Origin of the sequence: Marinobacterium halophilum, assembly GCF_003014615.1 — a bacterium.
Lineage (GTDB): Bacteria > Pseudomonadota > Gammaproteobacteria > Pseudomonadales > Balneatricaceae > Marinobacterium > Marinobacterium halophilum.
In genome coordinates, this window is record NZ_PYGI01000011.1 from 59,686 (window position 1) to 78,621 (window position 18,936).

Genomic DNA, 18,936 nt, shown 5'->3' on the forward strand with positions numbered 1-18,936 from the left:
AAGCTCGCTTATCATGCCTTTGCCTTGGCCAGTTCGCGCAAGCGCTTGACCACCAGCGCATTGATGCTGCGCTGGGTGAAGTGGCCATCGGCCTTGCGCGCCCCGGCGGTACGCCCCATCAGGAGTTCAAGGCACTCATCGACGCTGCTCACCGCATGAATATGGAAAAGCCCGTCTTCCACGGCTTGCACCACTTCGGCCTTGAGCATCAGATTGCGGCCGTTGGCCTTGGGAATCACACAGCCCTGCCAACCGGTCAGGCCACGGGTTTTGCACAGATGAAAGAAACCCTCAATCTTCTCGTTGACGCCACCAATGGCCTGCACCTCACCGTACTGGTTGATCGAACCAGTGATGGCAAACTGCTGCCGGATGGGAATGTGGGTCAGGGCGGAGATCAGGGTACAGATCTCCGCCAGTGAAGCACTATCGCCGTCCACATAGCCATAGGACTGCTCCATGGCCAGACTGGCTGACAGGGTCAGCGGGAAATCACCGGCATAGGTATGGCCGAGAAAACCGGACAGGATCAGTACCCCCTTGGAATGGATCGGCTGACCCAAGGTCACTTCACGCTCGATATCGACGATGCCCTTGTTGCCCGGATGTACGGTGGCGGTGATCCGGGCCGGGCTGCCGAAGGAAACATCGCCCACCTGCAGCACGGTCAGCCCGTTGGACTTGCCGATCGCCTCGTCATCGGTATCGATCAATACCGTTTCGTTGAGGATGCTCTCCAGTATTTTTTGTGACAGCCGTCCGGTACGGCGCTCCTTCGCTTCCAGCGCCAGCTCCACATGCTCGGCGTTGATCTGAGTATCACCCTGTTCACGGCGACGGAAGTCGGATTCACAGAGGAGATCCACCAGCTCGCCCACGTGGGCGGAAAGCAGATCCTGATCCCCGGCCAGACGCGAACTGTGCTCTACCAGCCGAGCGACCGCACGACGGGTCAGGGGCGCCAGGCTCTCTTCGGTCGCCAGCGTCTTCATCAGCCGCGCATATTGCCGGATGGAGTGGGGCGTACGGTGTACATCCTCGTCAAAATCCACCACCACCCGGAACATCTTCTCGAAATCGTGATCCAGCTCCTGCAGCAGGTAATAGGTGTCACGTTCGCCCACCAGTACCACTTTGACCTTCAGGTTTGCAGGCTGCGGGCTCAAGGTAATGGCGCTGATCCCGGCATATTCACTGACCGGATTTTCGATGCGGATCTCATGCGCCTTGAGCGCACGCTTGAGCGCGGCATAGACGAACGGTTGCTCCAGCAGCTTCTCTGCCTCCAGCACCAGGTAGCCGCCATTGGCACGGTGCAGGGCACCGGAGCGGATCAGGGTGTAGTTGGTGACCATGGAGCCCATTTCGCTGACGTATTCGACTCGGCCGAACAGGTTTTCGTAGCTGGGGTGCGACTCGTACACCACCGGCGCGCCCTTGGTCTTGTTGTTGTCGACCAGCAGGTTGAGACCATAACTCTGTTCCAGATACTCGCGGCGTACCACATCGCTTTTCGCCTCCAGTGCACCGTCTTCGCCGACCAGGTCTCCGGCGTTACGGATCAGGTCAGCTTCGACGTGCTTGAGGTAATCAACGATACCGCCGATATTCGCATACTTGTCGCGTACAGGCTGGATCAGTGGCTCCACCGCCTGACGACCGGTTTCTCGGTCCAGCACCCGCATCTGTTCGGCCGCCTCGCGCCGCCATATCGGCAAGCCGGTCAAACTGTCATTGAGCATCTCCTCCAGCTCGGCGATATGGGCCTGAAAGGCATCGCGCTCCGCTTCGGGCAATTGGGAGAAAACCGCCTCGTCCATGGCCTGACCATTGGCCACCGGCGTGAACCCCACGGTAGCGCCGTCACGGTAGACCGCAATGTTGTATTCACGCCCCTTGCGCTCAACACGGTTCAGCGCGTCGTCGTAGTGGCGGTTGAATTCGCGTTCGATCTGGCTCTTCATGCGCTGGTAGGCCGGGCCTTCGAAGGCTGCGGGCAGCTCGGCCAGAATGGCATCGAGCAGGTGGCGGATATCACGCTTGAGCTGCGTCGCCTTGCCCGCCGGCAATTCCAGAACCACGGGATAGCGGTTGTCGTTGAGGTTGTTCAGGTAGCACCAGTCGCTGGGCTTGTGCTGCTTCTTGGCCGATGTTTTCAGGCTTTCCATGGCGAAGGAGAAACGGCCGGTATGCGGGTTGCCCATTACGAACAGGTTATAGCCGGGGCGCTGCATGCCGATGCCGAAGGCCATGGCTTCAATGGCACGGTCCTGACCAAAAAATCCGGCAAAGGGTTCCAGAGATTCCGTGGTCTTGAAGGGCAGGAGTTCCGGGTCGCAGGTACGATAGAGCGCCTCAGGCGCCAATGGCAGGTGCTTGTCCATGCGCGTACTCCACTAACAGAGAGATGTCCCTCTGTTATACCGCCTCGCGTTTGCAGGATGCAAGACGGCCAGTAGAAAACGCGTTCAGATTCAGTGGACTAGCCTGACCTGAACACGAATGTCTCAGGCCAGGCTGGAAGCTGTTTCAGCCCGCCTGCAGGGCTGCGCGCAGATCAGCAATCACCGGTGCGGTATCCGGCCGCACCCCGCGCCAGATGCGGAAGGATTCTGCAGCCTGCTCGACCAGCATCCCCAGGCCGTCAATGACCCGCCCGGCATTCAGCTCCGCCGCCCAGCGACAGAAGGGCGTCGGCTCGGCCGCATACATCATGTCGTAACAGGCGGTTGTCGACCCCACCGTGGCGGCGGGAATTGGCGGCAGTTCACCCTGCAGGCTGGCCGAGGTACCGTTGATGATGACATCAAACGTCTCGGCAGGAACCTGCTCAAAACCACACGCCTGCACACGGCCATCGTCGGCAAACAGCTCGGCCAGCGTTTCGGCTCGGGCCGGTGTACGGTTGGCAATCAGGATCGACGCCACGCCGGCGGCCAACAGCGGCTGCAACACGCCACGCACGGCACCACCGGCACCCAGTACCAGTACCCGCGCATTGCTCAACTGTACGCTGTTGTTATCGGCCAGATCGCGCACCAGCCCGAGTCCATCGGTGTTGTCACCGGCGATACGACCGTCCTCAAGCCGGTACAGGGTGTTCACCGCACCGGCCAGCTCGGCGCGGTCGCTGCGCCACTGCGCCAGTGCCCAGGCCCGCTCCTTGAACGGCACGGTAATGTTAAGTCCCTTGCCGTCGCCCTGCAGAAAGCACTGCACCGCCGTCTCGAAGACGGCTTCCTCGATGTGTTCAGCGGTATAGATCAGATCCTGCCCGGTCTGCCCGGCAAAGCGGGCATGGATCTGCGGTGACTTGCTGTGCGCGATCGGGTTGCCGAACACGGCATAGCGGTCATTCATCTCAGACCTCCAGCCAGTTGCGCGGCTGCAGGTAACGTTCGTACAGCACGACTTCTTCGGTACCCGCTTCGGGCTTCCAGTCATAGTCCCAGCGCACTTCCGGCGGCAGCGACATCAGAATCGACTCGGTACGGCCGCCGGATTGCAGTCCGAACAGGGTGCCCCGATCCCACACCAGGTTGAACTCGACGTAACGGCCACGACGGTGCAGCTGGAAGTCGCGCTGACGTTCGCCGTAAGGCGTGTCCTTGCGTTGCTCGATGATCGGCACGATCGCCGGGGTATAGGCATCGCCGATGGCACGCATCAGGGCGAAGCTGTCGTCAAAGCCCAGCTCGTTGAGGTCATCAAAGAACAGACCACCGATACCACGTGGTTCCTGGCGGTGCTTGAGGTAGAAGTAGTCGTCGCACCACTGCTTGAAGCGCGGATAAATATCGTCACCGAAGGGCGCACAGGCATCATGGGCCATCTGGTGCCAGTGACGACAGTCATCATCATTGCCGTAGTAGGGGGTCAGGTCGAAACCGCCGCCGAACCACCATACGGGCTCTTCACCCTCTTTTTCCGCAATGAAGAAGCGAACGTTGGCGTGGGAAGTGGGTACATAGGGGTTGTGCGGGTGGATCACCAGGGACACGCCCATCGCCTCAAAGCTGCGGCCCGCCAGTTCCGGACGGTGCGCTGTGGCTGAAGCGGGCAGGGAGACACCATGAACGTGGGAGAAATTGACGCCACCTTTCTCGATCACCGCGCCCTGACTGATCACGCGGGTACGGCCACCACCGCCTTCGGCCCGTTCCCAGCTGTCTTCAGCAAAGCGGCCTTCGCCATCTGCCTGTTCAAGGGCTGCACAGATACGGTCCTGCAATCCGAGCAGATACTCTTTGACCTGTTGCACGTCAGGTGCCGACATACGCTTTCTCCACACTTTCGAAACAATGTTAGCGAACGCTTACTACGCCCGAATGGTCTGCATATCTTGAATATTACGAATCACCGTCGGCTTGTCCAACCCTCCCAGCTCACCGGGGATTATGAAGTCGAGGCTTGAGCCGAAGTAAGCACTGACTTTCAATTTTGACCTTGCCGGCTCTGCCGCACTGCGATTGGCCGAAGTCGATACAATGGGACCGCCATAGGCGTGACACAGCGCCTGTACCAACGGATGCGCACTGACCCGCACGGCTACAGGGCTGTGACAACCCTTGACCCAACGTGGCACCAGATTCTTTGGGTCAGGCAACAGCCAGGTGTTTGGCCCCGGCCAGGTGTCACGCAAACATTGACGCTGCGCTGCACTCAACGGCGCCAGCAGCGGTTCGATCTGAGACTCATCCGCGGCAACCAGAATCAGCCCCTTGTGTTCAGGGCGTCGCTTGAGTTCCAGCAGCCGTTGTACGGCCTGACGATTATAGGGATCACAGCCCAGCCCCCAGACCGCTTCGGTCGGGTAGGCGATAACGCCGCCGCTATTGAGACAGCGGACCGCTTCCTTGAGTTGCCAGTGATTCATGGTTACACCACCGCGAAGAAGGGATGCGCAGAGCGGTGTGATCACCGCTCCGGCGGGTAGATACAGGTTATGCGCCGCCTCAGCCTTGTAACTGGGCGATGCTCCAGTCAAAGACCACCTTGTCCGCCTCATCGACCATTGCCTGCAACGCCTGCAGGCTGTCGATCAGGGAAGCGACATCGGCACGGCAGATGTTAACGTGGCCAACCTTACGTCCCGGACGGATCTCCTTGCCGTACCAGTGCACATGTACGCCCGGCACCTGTAGCCACTCGGGTTTCCAGTCACGGCCCAGCAGGTTGTACATCACCGACACGCCGTCCACCGGCGGGGTGATCAGCGGCAGGTCGGCCAGCGCCCGCAGATGCAACTGAAACTGGCTGATCGCCGAGCCTTCCTGAGTCCAGTGACCGGAGTTATGGACACGCGGTGCCAGCTCATTGACCAGCAGCTTGCCATCGACCACGAAACACTCCATCGCCATTACGCCGATGTAGTCTTCGTCGTCCATGATTCGACCCAACCAGGCTTCAGCGTCCGCCTGCTGTTCAGCCGGTACCGGCAGATTGGCGACACTGGCGCGCAGGATGCCGTTTTCGTGCCAGTTGCGAGTCAGCGGGTAGAAGACCTTCTCGCCAGCCGCGTTGCGGGCACCCACCAGTGACACTTCATGGCTGAACGGAATCATCGCCTCGGCGATACATTCACCCGCCCACTCGGCTTCCGGCTGGTCGCCTTGCTGCCAGCGCCACTGACCACGGCCGTCATAGCCACCGCGACGGCGCTTGACGATCACCTTGTCGGCCACGGATTCCAGCTGTGCGCTCAGGTCGCCGTCTTCCAGGCTGACCCAGGGCGAGGTCGGCACCTGCAGGCGGTCCAGCAGCGCCTTCTGGCGCTGACGGTCGATCACCGCGTACAGGGCTTCAGCGTTGCGGAAGTTCGGGTGCTGCTTGAGCTGCAGACCGCTAACGCTGTCGGACCAGTGTTCGATCTCTACGGTGATGACATCATCCGCACGCAGATCCAGCTGAACATCGGCATTGGGATCTACCGGCATCACTTCCAGCTGCAGCGGTGCAGCGGCCTGCTGCAGCATCTGGCCCAGCTGGCCGTTACCGGCAACGACGATTCGTGGCAGCATGGCAATTAACCTCGCGGATCGGGATTATCGAGAACAGTCTGGGTCTGGGCCAGACGCCAGTCGGCCAGACGCTGCGCCAGCGCCTTGTCTTCGGTCGCCAGCATCTGCGCCGCCAGCAGGCCTGCATTAAAGGCACCGGCACCGCCGATCGCCAGCGTACCGACCGGGATGCCACGCGGCATCTGTACGATCGACAGCAAGCTGTCCTGGCCATTGAGTGCCTTGCTCTGCACCGGCACACCCAGTACCGGCACCAGCGTCTTGGCCGCAATCATGCCCGGCAGATGTGCCGCGCCACCGGCTCCGGCGATGATGACCTTGTAGCCGTTATCGGCGGCCTGCTCGGCAAAACGAAACATCTTGTCCGGTGTACGATGCGCAGATACCACCTCGGTGTGATAGTCGACACCCAGGGTATCCAGGATACCGGCCGCTTCTTCCATGGTGGGCCAATCTGAACGTGAACCCATCACGATCGCCACTTTTGCACTCATGTTTAACTCCCGTCTTCACTCTGACTGCGCAGCAGGGCAGGGAGCCGCCACTACACTTGCGGTCTGGCTTCCGGCCGCGCCGGAAAAAAGGAAAGGGCGCGATTATAGCAAGCACCGGGCAAAAATTCCCCACTTATAGCCGGTGAATGTCGACCGCTGCAGCGCTAGCGAATGCGGCGCACACGGGAGCCACTTAATTCGATATGGCCATCCAGTTGCAGCAGCATCAAACCCGCTTGCAACTCGGCAACCGGGAGCGCCAGCTCGGCGGCCAAGTGATCCAGCCACACACTGTCGAAGGGAATCTGCTCCAGCAACGGATCGGTCGGTGCAGGAGCGGCTGCCACATGTGAAGATGCCGGCGGTCGCTCCGGCAGTAACGCGCCCAGCAACGCACCCAGCGGCTCAATGATTTGATCCACTTGCTCGACCAGAGTGGCCCCTTCACGAATCAGGGCATGGCAGCCACGGCTCAGCGGATTATGGATGGAGCCGGGGATGGCAAACACCTCACGGCCCTGCTCCAGAGCTTGTCGAGCCGTGATCAGCGAACCGCTGCGCACGGCAGCCTCGACGACCAGTGTGCCCACCGCAAGCCCGCTGATGATGCGATTGCGTTTGGGGAAGTGGGCCGGTAGCGGCGGGGTTCCGGGGGGATATTCCGACAGAATAACGCCAGCGTTATCAAGGATCGCATCGGCCAGCGCTCGGTGCCGCTGCGGATACACTCGGTCCACACCAGTCCCGATCACCGCCACTGTCGGCCGTTGCTGGTCAACACAGGCGCGATGGGCTGCCGCATCGATACCCAACGCCAGCCCACTGACCGGCACAATACCCGACGCCGACAGAGCGGCAGCAAACTCGTAGGCCAGGCGGCAGCCTTCGCGGCTGGCCTTGCGACTGCCCACCAGCGCCAGCTGTGGCAACGAGAGCAGGCGGGCATCACCACGCAACCACACCAGCATTGGCGGGTCAGGAATCTGGTGCAGCAGTTCGGGGTAGGCGGGATCGGATAGGGTCAGCAAGCTGAAATCGTGTGCTTCGGCATCCGCCAGCATCTCTTCGGCCCGGCGATACAGTGCACCACGGCGCTGGTAGTCATGCAATGCAGCCATCGTCTGCGGACGCAGGCGACAGTGTGAAGGCAGGCCGGTTTCGGCTCGTAACAGGCGAGGGATATCAACGCCTTCCTGGCGGAGTCGCGCCAATGTCACCGGACCCAGGCCCGGCAACAGACTGGCTGCGATCCACTCCATTGGATCGCTCATGTCGTTATCCTTGCAGAATCAGGGTGCGCGCAGCTCGTCGCCGACCGAGATCACATTGGTCGCATTCAACACCAGGCCGTAGCTGACCCGCTCGAATGCCTTGAACACCATCAGTTCACCGGCACGCTCTGCCGGCAGGGTGATGATCTCGCCGTTGACCGGATCCTTGACCGCTTCACCCTTCTTATAGATGGCAAACACATGTCCCGGTTCAACACCCTCGTAGGCACCGAAACTCAGCGCCACCGCATCGAACTGGCCGATCTTGGCCACGCCGCCCAATACATCGATGATCACGCCATCCTTGAGTTCGGGGCCCGGCTGGGGCTGGAACACTGACTGGATGCGCTCGGACTGGCTCGGCAGCAGGCGGTCACGGGTACGCACCTCCTCGCGAGTCTTGCGCAGGTCCAGGGTGACAATATCCGCATCGATGGACGCCACCGACACGTCAGCGACCTTATACAACTCATAGCCCAGGAACTCGCCGGTCACCGGATGCGTATACTCACGCGAGGGGCGGTACAGCGTCTGCTGATCGACCGCTTCATCCAGCAACATACCGCGGGCATACACACGGTCACCGGCACCGGCGATGATGCTTTCATTGCGACCACCGATAACATAGGGTGCCGCTTGCAGCACATCATCTTCTGTCACCAGGTTGTCGTTAAGGAAGCTGGCGATGTCACGCAGTGGAATGGCCGGCACCGGCTGTACCAGCGGCTGTACTCGTACCTGCGGGGTCAACTTGCGGATGCCTCGACGCAGGTTGAGGCGCGGCTGCCCATCGACCCAGGTCAGATAGATCTGGTCACCCGGGTAAATCAGGTGGGGATTGTCAATCTGCGGATTGACCTCCCAGACATCCGGCCAGCGCCAGGGCGTTTGCAGGAAGCGACCCGAGATATCCCACAGGGTATCGCCCTTGACCACCACATATTCACTCGGGTGGTCTTCGTTCAGCTTCAACCGGTCTGCACGCTCGGCAGCGTTGACGGTACCTGCCAGCATCAGGCAGGCGCCGACCACGCCATACAGCAATCCTCTCATTGTTCAGCTCCCTTGTATGTTTCTGGCCTCAAACAACCCGCCGCATCCGCGTGCGCCCGGCCTGCAAAGCAATGCATTAGGCACGTTATTCAGTATAATGATGGCAGATTAATTTTTTTACCACTTAAGGGCTGGATTTTAACGTCCGGCAAAGCAGATACCTATGGCCAAGCTCAATATTCTCGAATTTCCTGATCCGCGTCTAAGAACCATCGCCGAACCGGTGACGCAAGTTGATGACGCTATCCGCCAACTGGTCGACGACATGTTCGAGACCATGTATGACGCCTCAGGTATTGGCCTGGCGGCAACCCAGGTCAATGTACACAAACGCGTCGTTACCATCGACTTGTCAGAAGACAACAGCGAACCTATGGTGCTGATCAACCCGGAATACACCGTGCTGCAGGACGAACTGGAGCCGATGCAGGAAGGTTGCCTTTCAGTACCGGGCTTCTATGAAGAAGTGCAACGACCCAACCGCATTCGACTCAAGGCGCTTGACCGCGACGGCACGCCCTATGAACGTGAAGTGGAAGGCCTGCTGGCAGTATGTATCCAGCACGAGCTGGACCATCTGAACGGCAAGCTGTTTGTCGATTACCTGACCACACTCAAGCGCAACCGTATCCGCACCAAGCTGGAAAAACAGCATCGGCTTGATGCGCAACACCAGGCCTGAGTAGTGCTGGCATGTTCCGAAACAGGTTTGCGAAGGCAAGCCTGTTTTTGTATGGAGTCCTGATTGATGAGTACCCCCCTGCGTATCGTTTTTGCCGGTACCCCCGACTTTGCCGCCGAGTGTCTGGCTGCCGTACTTCAGACCGAACATCAGGTCGTGGCAGTCTATACCCAACCCGACCGCCCCTCGGGGCGAGGGCGCAAGCTGCATCCGGGGCCGGTGAAAACACTGGCACTGGAACATGATCTGCCGGTATATCAGCCGCTGTCGCTCAAGGATGCCGAGCAACAACAGATCCTTGCTGAGCTTAATGCCGACCTGATGATCGTCGTAGCCTATGGTCTGTTGCTGCCGCAAGCGGTACTCGACATTCCGCGATTGGGCTGCATCAATGTTCATGCCTCCCTGCTGCCGCGCTGGCGCGGGGCTGCACCGATCCACCGAGCATTGCTGGCAGGGGATACTGAAACCGGTATCACCATCATGCAGATGGACGCCGGGCTGGATACCGGTGCCATGTTGAACAAAGCCACCTGTGCCATTGATGACAACGATACCAGTGGCACCTTGCATGACCGCCTGGCCGTGCTCGGCGCTGAGCTGCTGGTCAGCACGCTGGCTCCACTCGCTGCAGGCACCCTGGCACCCGAACCGCAGGATGACCAACTGGCCAACTATGCGCACAAGCTGGACAAGCAGGAGGGCCTGATCGACTGGACCCTGCCCGCTGCAGAAATCCTGCGCCGCATCCGTGGTTTCAACCCTTGGCCCGTCTGCTTTACTCGCCTGGGCGATGACAACCTGCGGATCTGGTCCGCCGAGCCTGACCAGCAGGGCAGTGATGCTGCTGCCGGTACCATTCTCGCCGCCGACGGCCAGGGCATCCATGTTGCCTGTGGTCAGGGCACCCTGCGGCTGACCCAGCTGCAATTGCCAGGCGGCAAGGCACAACCCGTAAAAACACTGTTGAATGCTCACAAGGAGCGCTTTGCGCCGGGGGTTAAACTTGGCTGATACCATCAACATTCGTGCCATGGCCGCCAACGTCATGGCACCGCTGCTGCGTCAGCATGGCTCGCTCAACACCCACCTGCCCAGCGCGCTGCAACATTGCCCCCCGCAGGACCGGGCACTGCTGCAACAGCTTTGCTATGGCAGCATGCGCGAATTTTTCCGGCTGCAGGCATTGGCCGCCTGTCTGTTGAAAAAGCCGTTCCGCAGTGAAGACATGGACCTGCAGGCACTGCTGCTGATTGGTCTGTGGCAGCTCAGATCCAGCCGTATTCCGGCACATGCCGCGCTGCATGAAACCGTTGAAGCCACGCTTGTACTCAACAAGCCCTGGGCCACGAAACTGTTCAACGCCGTGTTGCGCCGCTACCAGCGTGAGCACAAGACCCTGGAACAGCAGCTGGCGAATGACCCCTGTTTCACGTGGAACCATCCGCAATGGTTCATCAGCAAGCTCAGCCACAACTGGCCCGAGCATTGGCAGGACATCCTCGCGGCCAATGACGAGCAGGCTCCCCTGACACTGCGAACCAACACCCGCCGCCAGTCACGCCAGCAGGCACTTGAACGACTGGAAACCGCAGGCATTGAAGCCACTGCCACCCCCTTTAGTGAGGTCGGCCTGACTCTTGCCCAGGCCATGGATGTCGAGGCCATTCCCGGCTTCAGCGAGGGTGATCTCAGCGTGCAGGACGAAGCCGCCCAGCTGGCCGCCACCTTGCTCGCGACCGAACCCGAACAGCGCGTTTTGGATGCCTGCGCCGCGCCCGGTGGCAAGTTATGTCATCTGCTGGAAGCAACGCCACGCTTGCAAGATGTTGTGGCCGTTGAGCTGGAACCTGCACGCGCCCAGCGCATCACCGACAACCTGCAGCGCCTGGGCCTGGAGTTGGAGTGCAAGGTGTTGACCGCCGACGCCAGCAGCAGCGACTGGTGGGATGGGCAGCCCTTCGACCGAATCCTCATTGATGCCCCATGCAGCGGCACCGGGGTTATCCGCCGTCATCCCGATATCAAGTGGCTGCGCCAAGGCGAGGATGTCAACGCACTGGCTCAGGTTCAGCTCAACATCCTGACCAACCTCTGGCAGATGCTGTCACCCGGGGGCCGTCTGGTGTATGCCACCTGTTCCGTCTTCAGTCAGGAAAATGAACGCATCATCGGGCGTTTCCTGAAACAGCATGCTGATGCCCGACACCAGCCGATTGATGCGGACTGGGGTGAAGAACGCCCCTTCGGTCGTCAGCTGTTCCCACAGATCGGCGGACATGACGGCTTCTACTATGCGGTGCTGAGCAAAGTGACGGACGGCTGAGCTTATGAAAATCATCATTCTGGGTGCCGGGCAGGTGGGCGGTTCATTGGCGGAACATCTGGCCAATGAAGCCAATGACATCACCGTGATCGATACCGACAGCGCACGCCTGCGCGAGCTGCAGGATCGCCTCGATATTCGCACCATTGAAGGCAAGGCATCTTACCCCAGCGCACTGGAACAAGCCGGTGCCCAGGATGCCGACATGCTGATCGCCGTGACCAACAGTGACGAAGTCAACATGGTCGCCTGTCAGATCGCCCGCACCCTGTTCAACGTACCGACCAAGATCGCCCGTGTACGCGAACACGATTACCTGCAGCATAACCAGGCCATTTTCGGCGACAAGGGCATTCCCGTCGATGTACTGATCAGTCCGGAAGAGCTGGTCACTCAGCACATCAAGCGGATGATCCAGTACCCTGGTGCCCTGCAGGTACTCGACTTCGCTTCTGGACAGGCCCAGCTGGTCGCAGTCAAGGCGTATTATGGCGGGCCGCTGGTGGGCCGCGAAATCTCCTTTCTGCGCTCGCACATGCCCAACATCGATACCCGTGTGGCCGCGATTTTCCGTCAGGACCACCCCATGATCCCGAAGGGAGATACGGTGATCGAAGCCGATGACGAGGTGTTCTTCATCGCTGCCCGCCGCGATATCCGTGCGGTAATGAGTGAGCTGCGCCGTCTCGACCGCTCCTACAAACGGATCATGATTGCCGGGGGCGGCAATATCGGTGCGCGTCTGGCCGGCTCGCTGGAGAACGATTACCAGGTCAAGCTGATCGAGCGCAACATGGAGCGCTGCAATCTGTTGGCACGAGACCTGAACAACACCATCGTGCTGCATGGCAGTGCCTCCGACCGCGATCTGCTGGTGGAAGAGAACATCGAAGATACCGATGTGTTCTGCGCTTTGACCAACGACGACGAAGCCAACATCATGGCGTCGATGCTGGCCAAGCGTCTGGGCGCACGCACGGTGATGACGCTGATCAACAACCCCGCCTATGTGGACCTGGTGCAGGGCGGTGTCATCGATATCGCCATCTCGCCGCAGCAGACCACTATCGGTGCGCTGCTGACCCACGTACGCCGTGGTGATGTGGCTGCCGTACACTCATTGCGCCGTGGAGCCGCCGAGGCACTGGAAGCGGTCGCTCACGGTGACAAGCGCAGCTCACGGGTTGTCGGCCGCGCCATTGAAGAGATCGATCTGCCACCGGGCAGCAGTATCGGTGCCATTATCCGCGGCAGTGAAGTGCTAATCGCACATGATGATCTGGTCATCGAAAACGACGACCATGTCATCCTGTTCCTGGTCGACAAGCGGCGCATTGCGGAAGTGGAGCGTCTGTTCCAGGTTGGTCTGGCCTTCTTCTGAGGTTTTGTCGATGCATTTTCAAGTGATTCTGCGCATTCTGGGTATTCTGCTGATGATCTTCAGCATCACCCAGCTGCCGCCTCTGGCGGTGTCACTCTATTACCAGGACATGACCCACTGGGCGTTCATGACCGCTTTCATCATCACCCTGCTGACCGGTTTCATTATCTGGGTACCCGTCTATTCGGTACGACAGGAACTCAGCATCCGTGACGGCTTTCTGGTCACGGTACTGTTCTGGACGGTACTGGGGGTGTTCGGTTCGCTGCCGTTGATGCTGTCCGAACAACCGGGGCTGTCAGCCGTGGACGCCGTGTTTGAGTCGGTCTCCGGCCTGACCACGACCGGTGCCACGGTGATGACCGGACTGGACTCTCTGCCGCACTCGATTCTCTATTACCGCCAGCAACTGCAGTGGCTCGGCGGCATGGGGATCATCGTGCTGGCAGTGGCCATTCTGCCGATGCTCGGCATCGGTGGCATGCAGCTGTACCGCGCCGAAACTCCGGGGCCGGTGAAAGACAACAAACTGACCCCGCGCATCACCGAAACCGCCAAGGCACTCTGGTACATCTACCTGTCGTTGACCGTTGCCTGTGCGCTGGCCTACTGGCTCGCTGGCATGAGCCTGTTCGACGCCATCGGCCACAGCTTTTCCACGGTCGCCATCGGCGGCTTCTCTACCCATGATGCCAGCATCGGGTATTTCGACAGCGCTGCCATCGAGGCGATCGGCATCTTCTTCATGGTGGTCGCCGGGATCAACTTCGCCTTGCACTTTTTTGCCTGGCGCCACCATACCCTGATGCACTATCTACAAGACTCGGAAGTGAGGTTCTACCTGTCACTGTTGGGCCTGATAACCCTGCTGACGCTGTTTGTGCTGGTAATGACCGAGACTTATCCGGCGGTGGAATCACTGCGCAAGGCCGCCTTCATGGTCGTGTCCGTCGCCACTACTACCGGTTTTGCTACCGCCGATTTTGCGCACTGGCCAGCGATGCTGCCGTTCATGCTGTTCGTGCTGGCGTTTGTCGGCGGCTGCGCCAGCTCAACCGCCGGCGGCATGAAGGCGATTCGCGTGCTGTTGATCCTGAAACAGGGCTACCGTGAAATCCTGCGCCTGATTCACCCCAACGCGGTGATCCCGGTGAAGCTGGGCCAACGCCCGATTCCGGATCGTATTTTGCAGGCGGTCTGGGGCTTCTTTTCGGTCTACTTGATCGTCTTTGTAGTGATGCTGATCGCATTGCTTGCGACCGGGCTGGATCAGGTCACGGCCTGGTCAGCCGTGGGCGCGACACTGAATAACCTGGGTCCGGGGCTGGGCGACGTGGCCGCCCACTATGGCGACCTCAACCCGACCGCCAAGTGGATTCTGTGCCTGGCCATGCTGCTGGGACGCCTTGAGGTGTTCACCATGCTGGTACTGTTTACCCCGGCATTCTGGCGACGCTGATCAGTCGTAAAAGCGGGGCGCGCCCTCTGGGCGCGTACTGAAACGACGATATTCCCACTGGTACTGGGCGGGCAGGGCACGAACACAAGCTTCCACCGAGCGGTTCATCGCCGCAGTCGCCTCTTCCAGATTACGGCTGTTGATCGCCTCATCAGCCGCAACGAAGTGCAGGTCGAAACCTTTCGCATCGGCCAGACGCTCGGCATAGCCACAGACCACCACCGCGCCGGTCTGCGCCGCCAGCTGTGGCAGCAGTTTCATGGTCAGCGCCTGTACACCGAAGAAGGGCACATGGATGCCGCCACTGGCATCCGGTTCCTGATCCGGCAGAATACCGACCATCTCACCTCGGCGCAGCGCCTTCATCACCATCCGCACTCCGCGGGTATCCGCCGGTGCCATCCGCGTCCCCAGGCGGGCACGCATGCGCTTGATCAGGTCATCCATCAACTTCATCCGCGGCGGCTTGTACATGGCCGTGAACGGATAGTGGGCGGACAGATAGAGGTTCAACACCTCCCAATTACCCAGATGCGGGGCGATCAGGATCACGCCCTTACCGGCAGCAACGGCATCGCGCACCAGCGCTTCGTTATGCACCTGACGGACTTTTTTCAGCGTTCGCGGTGCCGGCCACAACCAGGCCATGCCGGTTTCGCACAGGGAGCAGCCGGTCTGCTGCAGACTCGCATGTACCAACGCCTCGCGCTCCGCTTCGCTCAACTCGGGAAAGCAGGCATTGATGTTGCGGCGGGTCTGGCGCGTCATCTTGGCCGCATCACCCTTGCGCCAAAGCCGATTGCCCAGGCGTCGGCCCAGCGCCTGTGACCACCGCAACGGCAACAGCGACAGCAACCCCAGCAGGGCTACAGCCAATAATGACTTGATCAATTTCACAACGCGCTCTCCATCCGTCGGCTACCTCAAGGCTGTGATTATAGTCAGACCGGCCAGCGGGGGTAAGCACGAGAGGTGCAACAGACAGGAATATGTCGGCGGGTCAAGCGGGGTGGGGTCATTCAGCCCCATGTTCATGTATAATTCTGCTCCTATTTCGACCACATTCAACAGCAATGGTGATTTCCGTGACTGACAAGGTGACTCCAGACGTTAGCACATTCCAGGGACTGATCCTGGCCCTGCAACAATACTGGGCCGAACAGGGCTGTGTCATCGTGCAGCCACTGGACCTGGAGGTAGGTGCCGGCACCTTCCACCCCTGTACCTTCCTGCGTGCCATCGGCCCCGAAACCTGGCGCTCGGCGTACGTTCAGCCCAGCCGCCGCCCAACTGATGGCCGCTACGGCGACAACCCCAACCGCCTGCAACACTATTACCAGTTCCAGACTGTACTCAAGCCCTCACCCGACAATATCCAGGAGCTCTACCTGGGTTCACTCGAACGCCTGGGTCTCGATCTGGGTGTACACGACGTGCGCTTCGTCGAAGATAACTGGGAATCACCAACCCTGGGTGCCTGGGGCTTGGGGTGGGAAGTCTGGCTCAACGGCATGGAAGTGACCCAGTTCACCTACTTCCAGCAGGCTGGCGGTCTGGAATGCTATCCGGTCACCGGTGAGATCACCTACGGCCTGGAGCGTATCGCCATGTACATCCAGAACGTGGACAGCGTCTACGACCTGATCTGGGCCCGCCACCCGGATGGCAGCACCGTCAGTTACGGCGACGTGTTCCACCAGAACGAAGTGGAAATGTCGACCTACAACTTTGAACACGCCGATGTACCGGCGCTGTTTACCAGCTTTGATCACTACGAGTCTGAGTGCCAGAAACTGCTGGCGGCCAACCTGCCGCTGCCGGCCTATGAAATGGTGCTGAAAGCGTCGCATACCTTCAACCTGCTGGATGCCCGCCACGCCATCTCCGTTACCGAACGTCAGCGCTATATTCTGCGCGTACGCACACTGGCCCGTGATGTGGCCCAGGCGTATTTTGAAGCCCGTCGTGCGCTCGGTTTCCCGATGGCACCTGAAGCGATCCGGGCAGAAGTACTGGCTGCCTGCGAGGAGGATAAATAATGTCTCAGCATGATTTTCTGGTTGAACTCGGCACCGAAGAGCTGCCGCCCAAGGCGCTAAAGGCCCTGTCCGACGCGTTCCAGGCAGGTATCAGTGCCGGTCTGGATGCTGCCGGTATCCGCTACAGCAACACCCATGCATACGCCTCTCCGCGACGCCTCGCGGTACTGCTGAGCGACATCGAACTGCAGCAGCCTGACCGCACCATCGAAAAGCGTGGCCCGTCCACGCAGGCCCCCGAGAAGGCGGTACAGGGCTTTGCCGGCTCCTGTGGTGTAGGCATGGACCAACTCGAAGTGATGGAAACGCCCAAGGGCAACTACCATGTTTATCGTGGTGTCGAGCAGGGGCAGAGCACCGCCTCACTGCTGCCGGCCATCGTCACCGACGCCCTGAGCAAACTGCCGATTCCCAAGCGCATGCGCTGGGGTGCCTCGCGCACCGAATTTGTACGCCCGGTCAAATGGCTGGTAATGCTGTTGGGTGATGAAGTTGTGGATGCCGAAATTCTCGGTCTCAAGGCAGGCCGCAAGACCCGCGGTCATCGCTTCCACTACAACCACGAAATCGAACTGATCGCACCGGCTGACTATGCCCGCGTCCTGAAAGAAACCGGTAAGGTTTTGGCTGATTTCGCTGAACGCCGTGAACTGATCCGTGAGCAGGTCATCCGTGAAGGTGAACGCATCGGTGGCACCGCCCAGATCGATGAAGACCTGCTCGACGAAGTCACCGCCCTGAACGAGTGGCCGGTCGCCCTGACCGGGCGCTTCGAAGAACGCTTCCTCGATGTACCGGCTGAAGCCCTGATCCTGTCGATGAAGGAAAACCAGAAGTACTTCCACGCACTGGATGCCGATGGCCAGTTGATGCCGTACTTCACCACCGTCGCCAACATCGAGTCCAAAGATCCGCGCCAGGTGATCGAAGGCAACGAGAAGGTGATCCGTCCGCGTCTGGCCGATGCCGCGTTCTTCTTTGAGACCGACAAGAAGCAGCCACTTGAAGCACGTATCGAGAAGCTGAAGACCGTTGTCTTCCAGCAGCAGCTGGGCACCGTATACGACAAAACTCGCCGCATTGAAGGCCTGGCTGCGGCCATCGCCGAACTGATCAAGGGCGATGCCGGCTATGCCCGCCGCGCGGCCAGCCTGAGCAAATGTGACCTGATGACCGACATGGTGTTCGAGTTCACCGAACTGCAGGGTTTGATGGGCTACCACTATGCGCTGCACGACGGTGAGCCGGAAGAGGTTGCACAGGCGCTGAACGAGCAGTACATGCCGCGTTTCTCTGGCGACGACTTGCCGGCAACACGCACCGGTATCGCGCTGGCCATCGCCGACCGTCTGGATACGCTGACCGGCCTGTTCGGCATCAACCAGCCGCCAACCGGCTCCAAAGACCCGTTTGCACTGCGTCGCGCCGCCCTGGGCGTACTGCGCATTATCGTCGAACACAAACTGGACCTGGACCTGCACCAGCTGCTGACACTGGCCGCCGAACAGCACGGCGACCTGCCGGGCAAGGACGGACTGGCGGATCGTGTACTCGATTTCATGCTCGACCGCTTCCGCGCCTGGTACGACGACAAAGGCATCAGCGCCGAGATCTTCCTCGCCGTTCATGCACTGCGCCCGACCAGCCCGCTGGACTTCGACCGTCGTATCGACGCCGTCAGCCACTTCCGCAATCTGGCGGAAGCCGCCGCACTCGCGGCTGCCAACAAGCGCGTCAGTAACATCCTCGGCAAGCAGAAGGGCGAGATCGGCAGCGATATCGATACCGATCTACTGCAGGAAGCTGCCGAACAGGCACTGGCGTCTGCATTGACCGCCGCCGAGCATGATCTGCAGCCACTGTTCGAACAGGGTGATTACCGTAACGCGCTGGAGCGTCTGGCCAGCCTGCGTGACGTCATCGATGCCTTTTTCGACAATGTTATGGTCATGGCCGACGACGCAGCGATCCGCAACAACCGCCTGGCATTGCTCAAGCGTCTACGCCGTCTCTTCCTCGGTGTCGCGGATATCTCACTGCTGGGTTAATCCCGACCAGGATCCTTACTGCCAAGCCCCGCGACCGCGGGGCTTTTTTGTTTCACGTGAAACGCGCCGCTGCCCATGCCCCCGAGAGTATCGTTCCATGTGCTGAGTGACGCCCATAGAAAAGCCGCTCAATGAGCGGCTTTTCGTGTTTTGCCTTACACCA

General features: G+C 60.2%; 16 protein-coding genes. 7 read left to right on the top strand and 9 right to left on the bottom strand.

Translation table 11 applies throughout. The annotated features are described in order from the left end of the window. Positions 1-11: 11 nt before the first annotated feature. The 8 genes from CLV44_RS09030 to CLV44_RS09065 all read right to left on the bottom strand — a co-directional run bounded on the left by CLV44_RS09030 (position 12) and on the right by CLV44_RS09065 (position 8,838). Entirely contained in the window at positions 12-2,384 is a 2,373-nt protein-coding gene (locus tag CLV44_RS09030; protein ID WP_106591794.1) for a Lon protease family protein, read from the bottom strand. A gap of 145 nt (positions 2,385-2,529) precedes the next feature. Further along, positions 2,530-3,360 (bottom strand): shikimate dehydrogenase, encoded by an 831-nt coding sequence (gene aroE, locus CLV44_RS09035; RefSeq protein WP_106591795.1) that lies wholly within the window; start codon positions 3,358-3,360, stop codon positions 2,530-2,532. 1 nt (position 3,361) lies between these two features. Continuing rightward, positions 3,362-4,276: an oxygen-dependent coproporphyrinogen oxidase gene (gene hemF / locus CLV44_RS09040; protein WP_106591796.1), complete on the bottom strand. Its 915-nt coding sequence runs from the start codon at positions 4,274-4,276 to the stop codon at positions 3,362-3,364. A gap of 42 nt (positions 4,277-4,318) precedes the next feature. Further along, on the bottom strand, positions 4,319-4,876 hold the full coding sequence (gene tsaC, locus CLV44_RS09045; protein WP_106591797.1) for an L-threonylcarbamoyladenylate synthase type 1 TsaC: 558 nt from the start codon (positions 4,874-4,876) through the stop codon (positions 4,319-4,321). A gap of 79 nt (positions 4,877-4,955) precedes the next feature. Then, complete coding sequence (purK, locus tag CLV44_RS09050) at positions 4,956-6,020, bottom strand: 5-(carboxyamino)imidazole ribonucleotide synthase (protein WP_106591798.1); 1,065 nt, start codon at positions 6,018-6,020, stop codon at positions 4,956-4,958. Between the two features lie 5 nt (positions 6,021-6,025). Then, positions 6,026-6,514, bottom strand: a complete 489-nt coding sequence (gene purE, locus CLV44_RS09055) for a 5-(carboxyamino)imidazole ribonucleotide mutase (protein WP_106591799.1) — start codon at positions 6,512-6,514, stop codon at positions 6,026-6,028. 164 nt (positions 6,515-6,678) lie between these two features. After that, positions 6,679-7,785, bottom strand: a complete 1,107-nt coding sequence (gene dprA / locus CLV44_RS09060; protein ID WP_106591800.1) for a DNA-processing protein DprA — start codon at positions 7,783-7,785, stop codon at positions 6,679-6,681. 18 nt (positions 7,786-7,803) lie between these two features. Beyond that, on the bottom strand, positions 7,804-8,838 hold the full coding sequence (locus tag CLV44_RS09065; protein ID WP_106591801.1) for a LysM peptidoglycan-binding domain-containing protein: 1,035 nt from the start codon (positions 8,836-8,838) through the stop codon (positions 7,804-7,806). Positions 8,839-9,001: 163 nt separating this feature from the next. Between CLV44_RS09065 and def the strand changes: the two genes are divergently transcribed. The 5 genes from def (at position 9,002) to CLV44_RS09090 (ending at position 14,686) form a co-directional block, all read left to right on the top strand. Beyond that, positions 9,002-9,520 (top strand): peptide deformylase, encoded by a 519-nt coding sequence (gene def / locus CLV44_RS09070; RefSeq protein WP_106591802.1) that lies wholly within the window; start codon positions 9,002-9,004, stop codon positions 9,518-9,520. 66 nt (positions 9,521-9,586) lie between these two features. Beyond that, the gene (gene fmt, locus CLV44_RS09075) at positions 9,587-10,534 is read left to right on the top strand and encodes a methionyl-tRNA formyltransferase (RefSeq protein WP_106591803.1); all 948 of its coding nucleotides are present in this window, start codon (positions 9,587-9,589) and stop codon (positions 10,532-10,534) included. Beyond that, positions 10,527-11,846, top strand: a complete 1,320-nt coding sequence (gene rsmB, locus CLV44_RS09080) for a 16S rRNA (cytosine(967)-C(5))-methyltransferase RsmB (RefSeq protein ID WP_106591804.1) — start codon at positions 10,527-10,529, stop codon at positions 11,844-11,846. The genes fmt and rsmB overlap by 8 nt, the downstream gene beginning before the upstream one ends. A gap of 4 nt (positions 11,847-11,850) precedes the next feature. After that, positions 11,851-13,227: a Trk system potassium transporter TrkA gene (trkA, locus tag CLV44_RS09085; RefSeq protein WP_106591805.1), complete on the top strand. Its 1,377-nt coding sequence runs from the start codon at positions 11,851-11,853 to the stop codon at positions 13,225-13,227. Between the two features lie 10 nt (positions 13,228-13,237). Continuing rightward, positions 13,238-14,686 carry a TrkH family potassium uptake protein gene (locus CLV44_RS09090; protein WP_106591806.1) on the top strand — a complete coding sequence of 483 codons (1,449 nt, stop codon included), beginning with the start codon at positions 13,238-13,240 and terminating at the stop codon, positions 14,684-14,686. Here the strand turns inward: CLV44_RS09090 and CLV44_RS09095 are convergent, their stop codons facing one another. Next, positions 14,687-15,583, bottom strand: coding sequence for a lysophospholipid acyltransferase family protein (locus CLV44_RS09095; RefSeq protein ID WP_106591807.1), 897 nt, complete (start codon positions 15,581-15,583; stop codon positions 14,687-14,689). Between the two features lie 176 nt (positions 15,584-15,759). On the opposite strand from CLV44_RS09095, the gene glyQ reads away from it, so the two are divergent. Beyond that, positions 15,760-16,725, top strand: a complete 966-nt coding sequence (gene glyQ, locus CLV44_RS09100; RefSeq protein WP_106591808.1) for a glycine--tRNA ligase subunit alpha — start codon at positions 15,760-15,762, stop codon at positions 16,723-16,725. Further along, positions 16,725-18,773: a glycine--tRNA ligase subunit beta gene (glyS, locus tag CLV44_RS09105; protein ID WP_106591809.1), complete on the top strand. Its 2,049-nt coding sequence runs from the start codon at positions 16,725-16,727 to the stop codon at positions 18,771-18,773. The genes glyQ and glyS overlap by 1 nt, the downstream gene beginning before the upstream one ends. Positions 18,774-18,936 lie beyond the last annotated feature (163 nt).

Excerpts from the sequence above, each read along its gene's own strand:
- CLV44_RS09030 (WP_106591794.1), bottom strand. The coding sequence starts at position 2,384 with ATGGACAAGCACCTGCCATTGGCGCCTGAGGCGCTCTATCGTACCTGC.
- trkA (WP_106591805.1), top strand. The coding sequence starts at position 11,851 with ATGAAAATCATCATTCTGGGTGCCGGGCAGGTGGGCGGTTCATTGGCG.
- purK (WP_106591798.1), bottom strand. The coding sequence starts at position 6,020 with ATGCTGCCACGAATCGTCGTTGCCGGTAACGGCCAGCTGGGCCAGATG.
- purE (WP_106591799.1), bottom strand. The coding sequence starts at position 6,514 with ATGAGTGCAAAAGTGGCGATCGTGATGGGTTCACGTTCAGATTGGCCC.
- aroE (WP_106591795.1), bottom strand. The coding sequence starts at position 3,360 with ATGAATGACCGCTATGCCGTGTTCGGCAACCCGATCGCGCACAGCAAG.
- glyS (WP_106591809.1), top strand. The coding sequence starts at position 16,725 with ATGTCTCAGCATGATTTTCTGGTTGAACTCGGCACCGAAGAGCTGCCG.
- glyQ (WP_106591808.1), top strand. The coding sequence starts at position 15,760 with ATGGTGATTTCCGTGACTGACAAGGTGACTCCAGACGTTAGCACATTC.
- tsaC (WP_106591797.1), bottom strand. The coding sequence starts at position 4,876 with ATGAATCACTGGCAACTCAAGGAAGCGGTCCGCTGTCTCAATAGCGGC.
- fmt (WP_106591803.1), top strand. The coding sequence starts at position 9,587 with ATGAGTACCCCCCTGCGTATCGTTTTTGCCGGTACCCCCGACTTTGCC.
- CLV44_RS09090 (WP_106591806.1), top strand. The coding sequence starts at position 13,238 with ATGCATTTTCAAGTGATTCTGCGCATTCTGGGTATTCTGCTGATGATC.
- def (WP_106591802.1), top strand. The coding sequence starts at position 9,002 with ATGGCCAAGCTCAATATTCTCGAATTTCCTGATCCGCGTCTAAGAACC.
- CLV44_RS09065 (WP_106591801.1), bottom strand. The coding sequence starts at position 8,838 with ATGAGAGGATTGCTGTATGGCGTGGTCGGCGCCTGCCTGATGCTGGCA.
- hemF (WP_106591796.1), bottom strand. The coding sequence starts at position 4,276 with ATGTCGGCACCTGACGTGCAACAGGTCAAAGAGTATCTGCTCGGATTG.
- dprA (WP_106591800.1), bottom strand. The coding sequence starts at position 7,785 with ATGAGCGATCCAATGGAGTGGATCGCAGCCAGTCTGTTGCCGGGCCTG.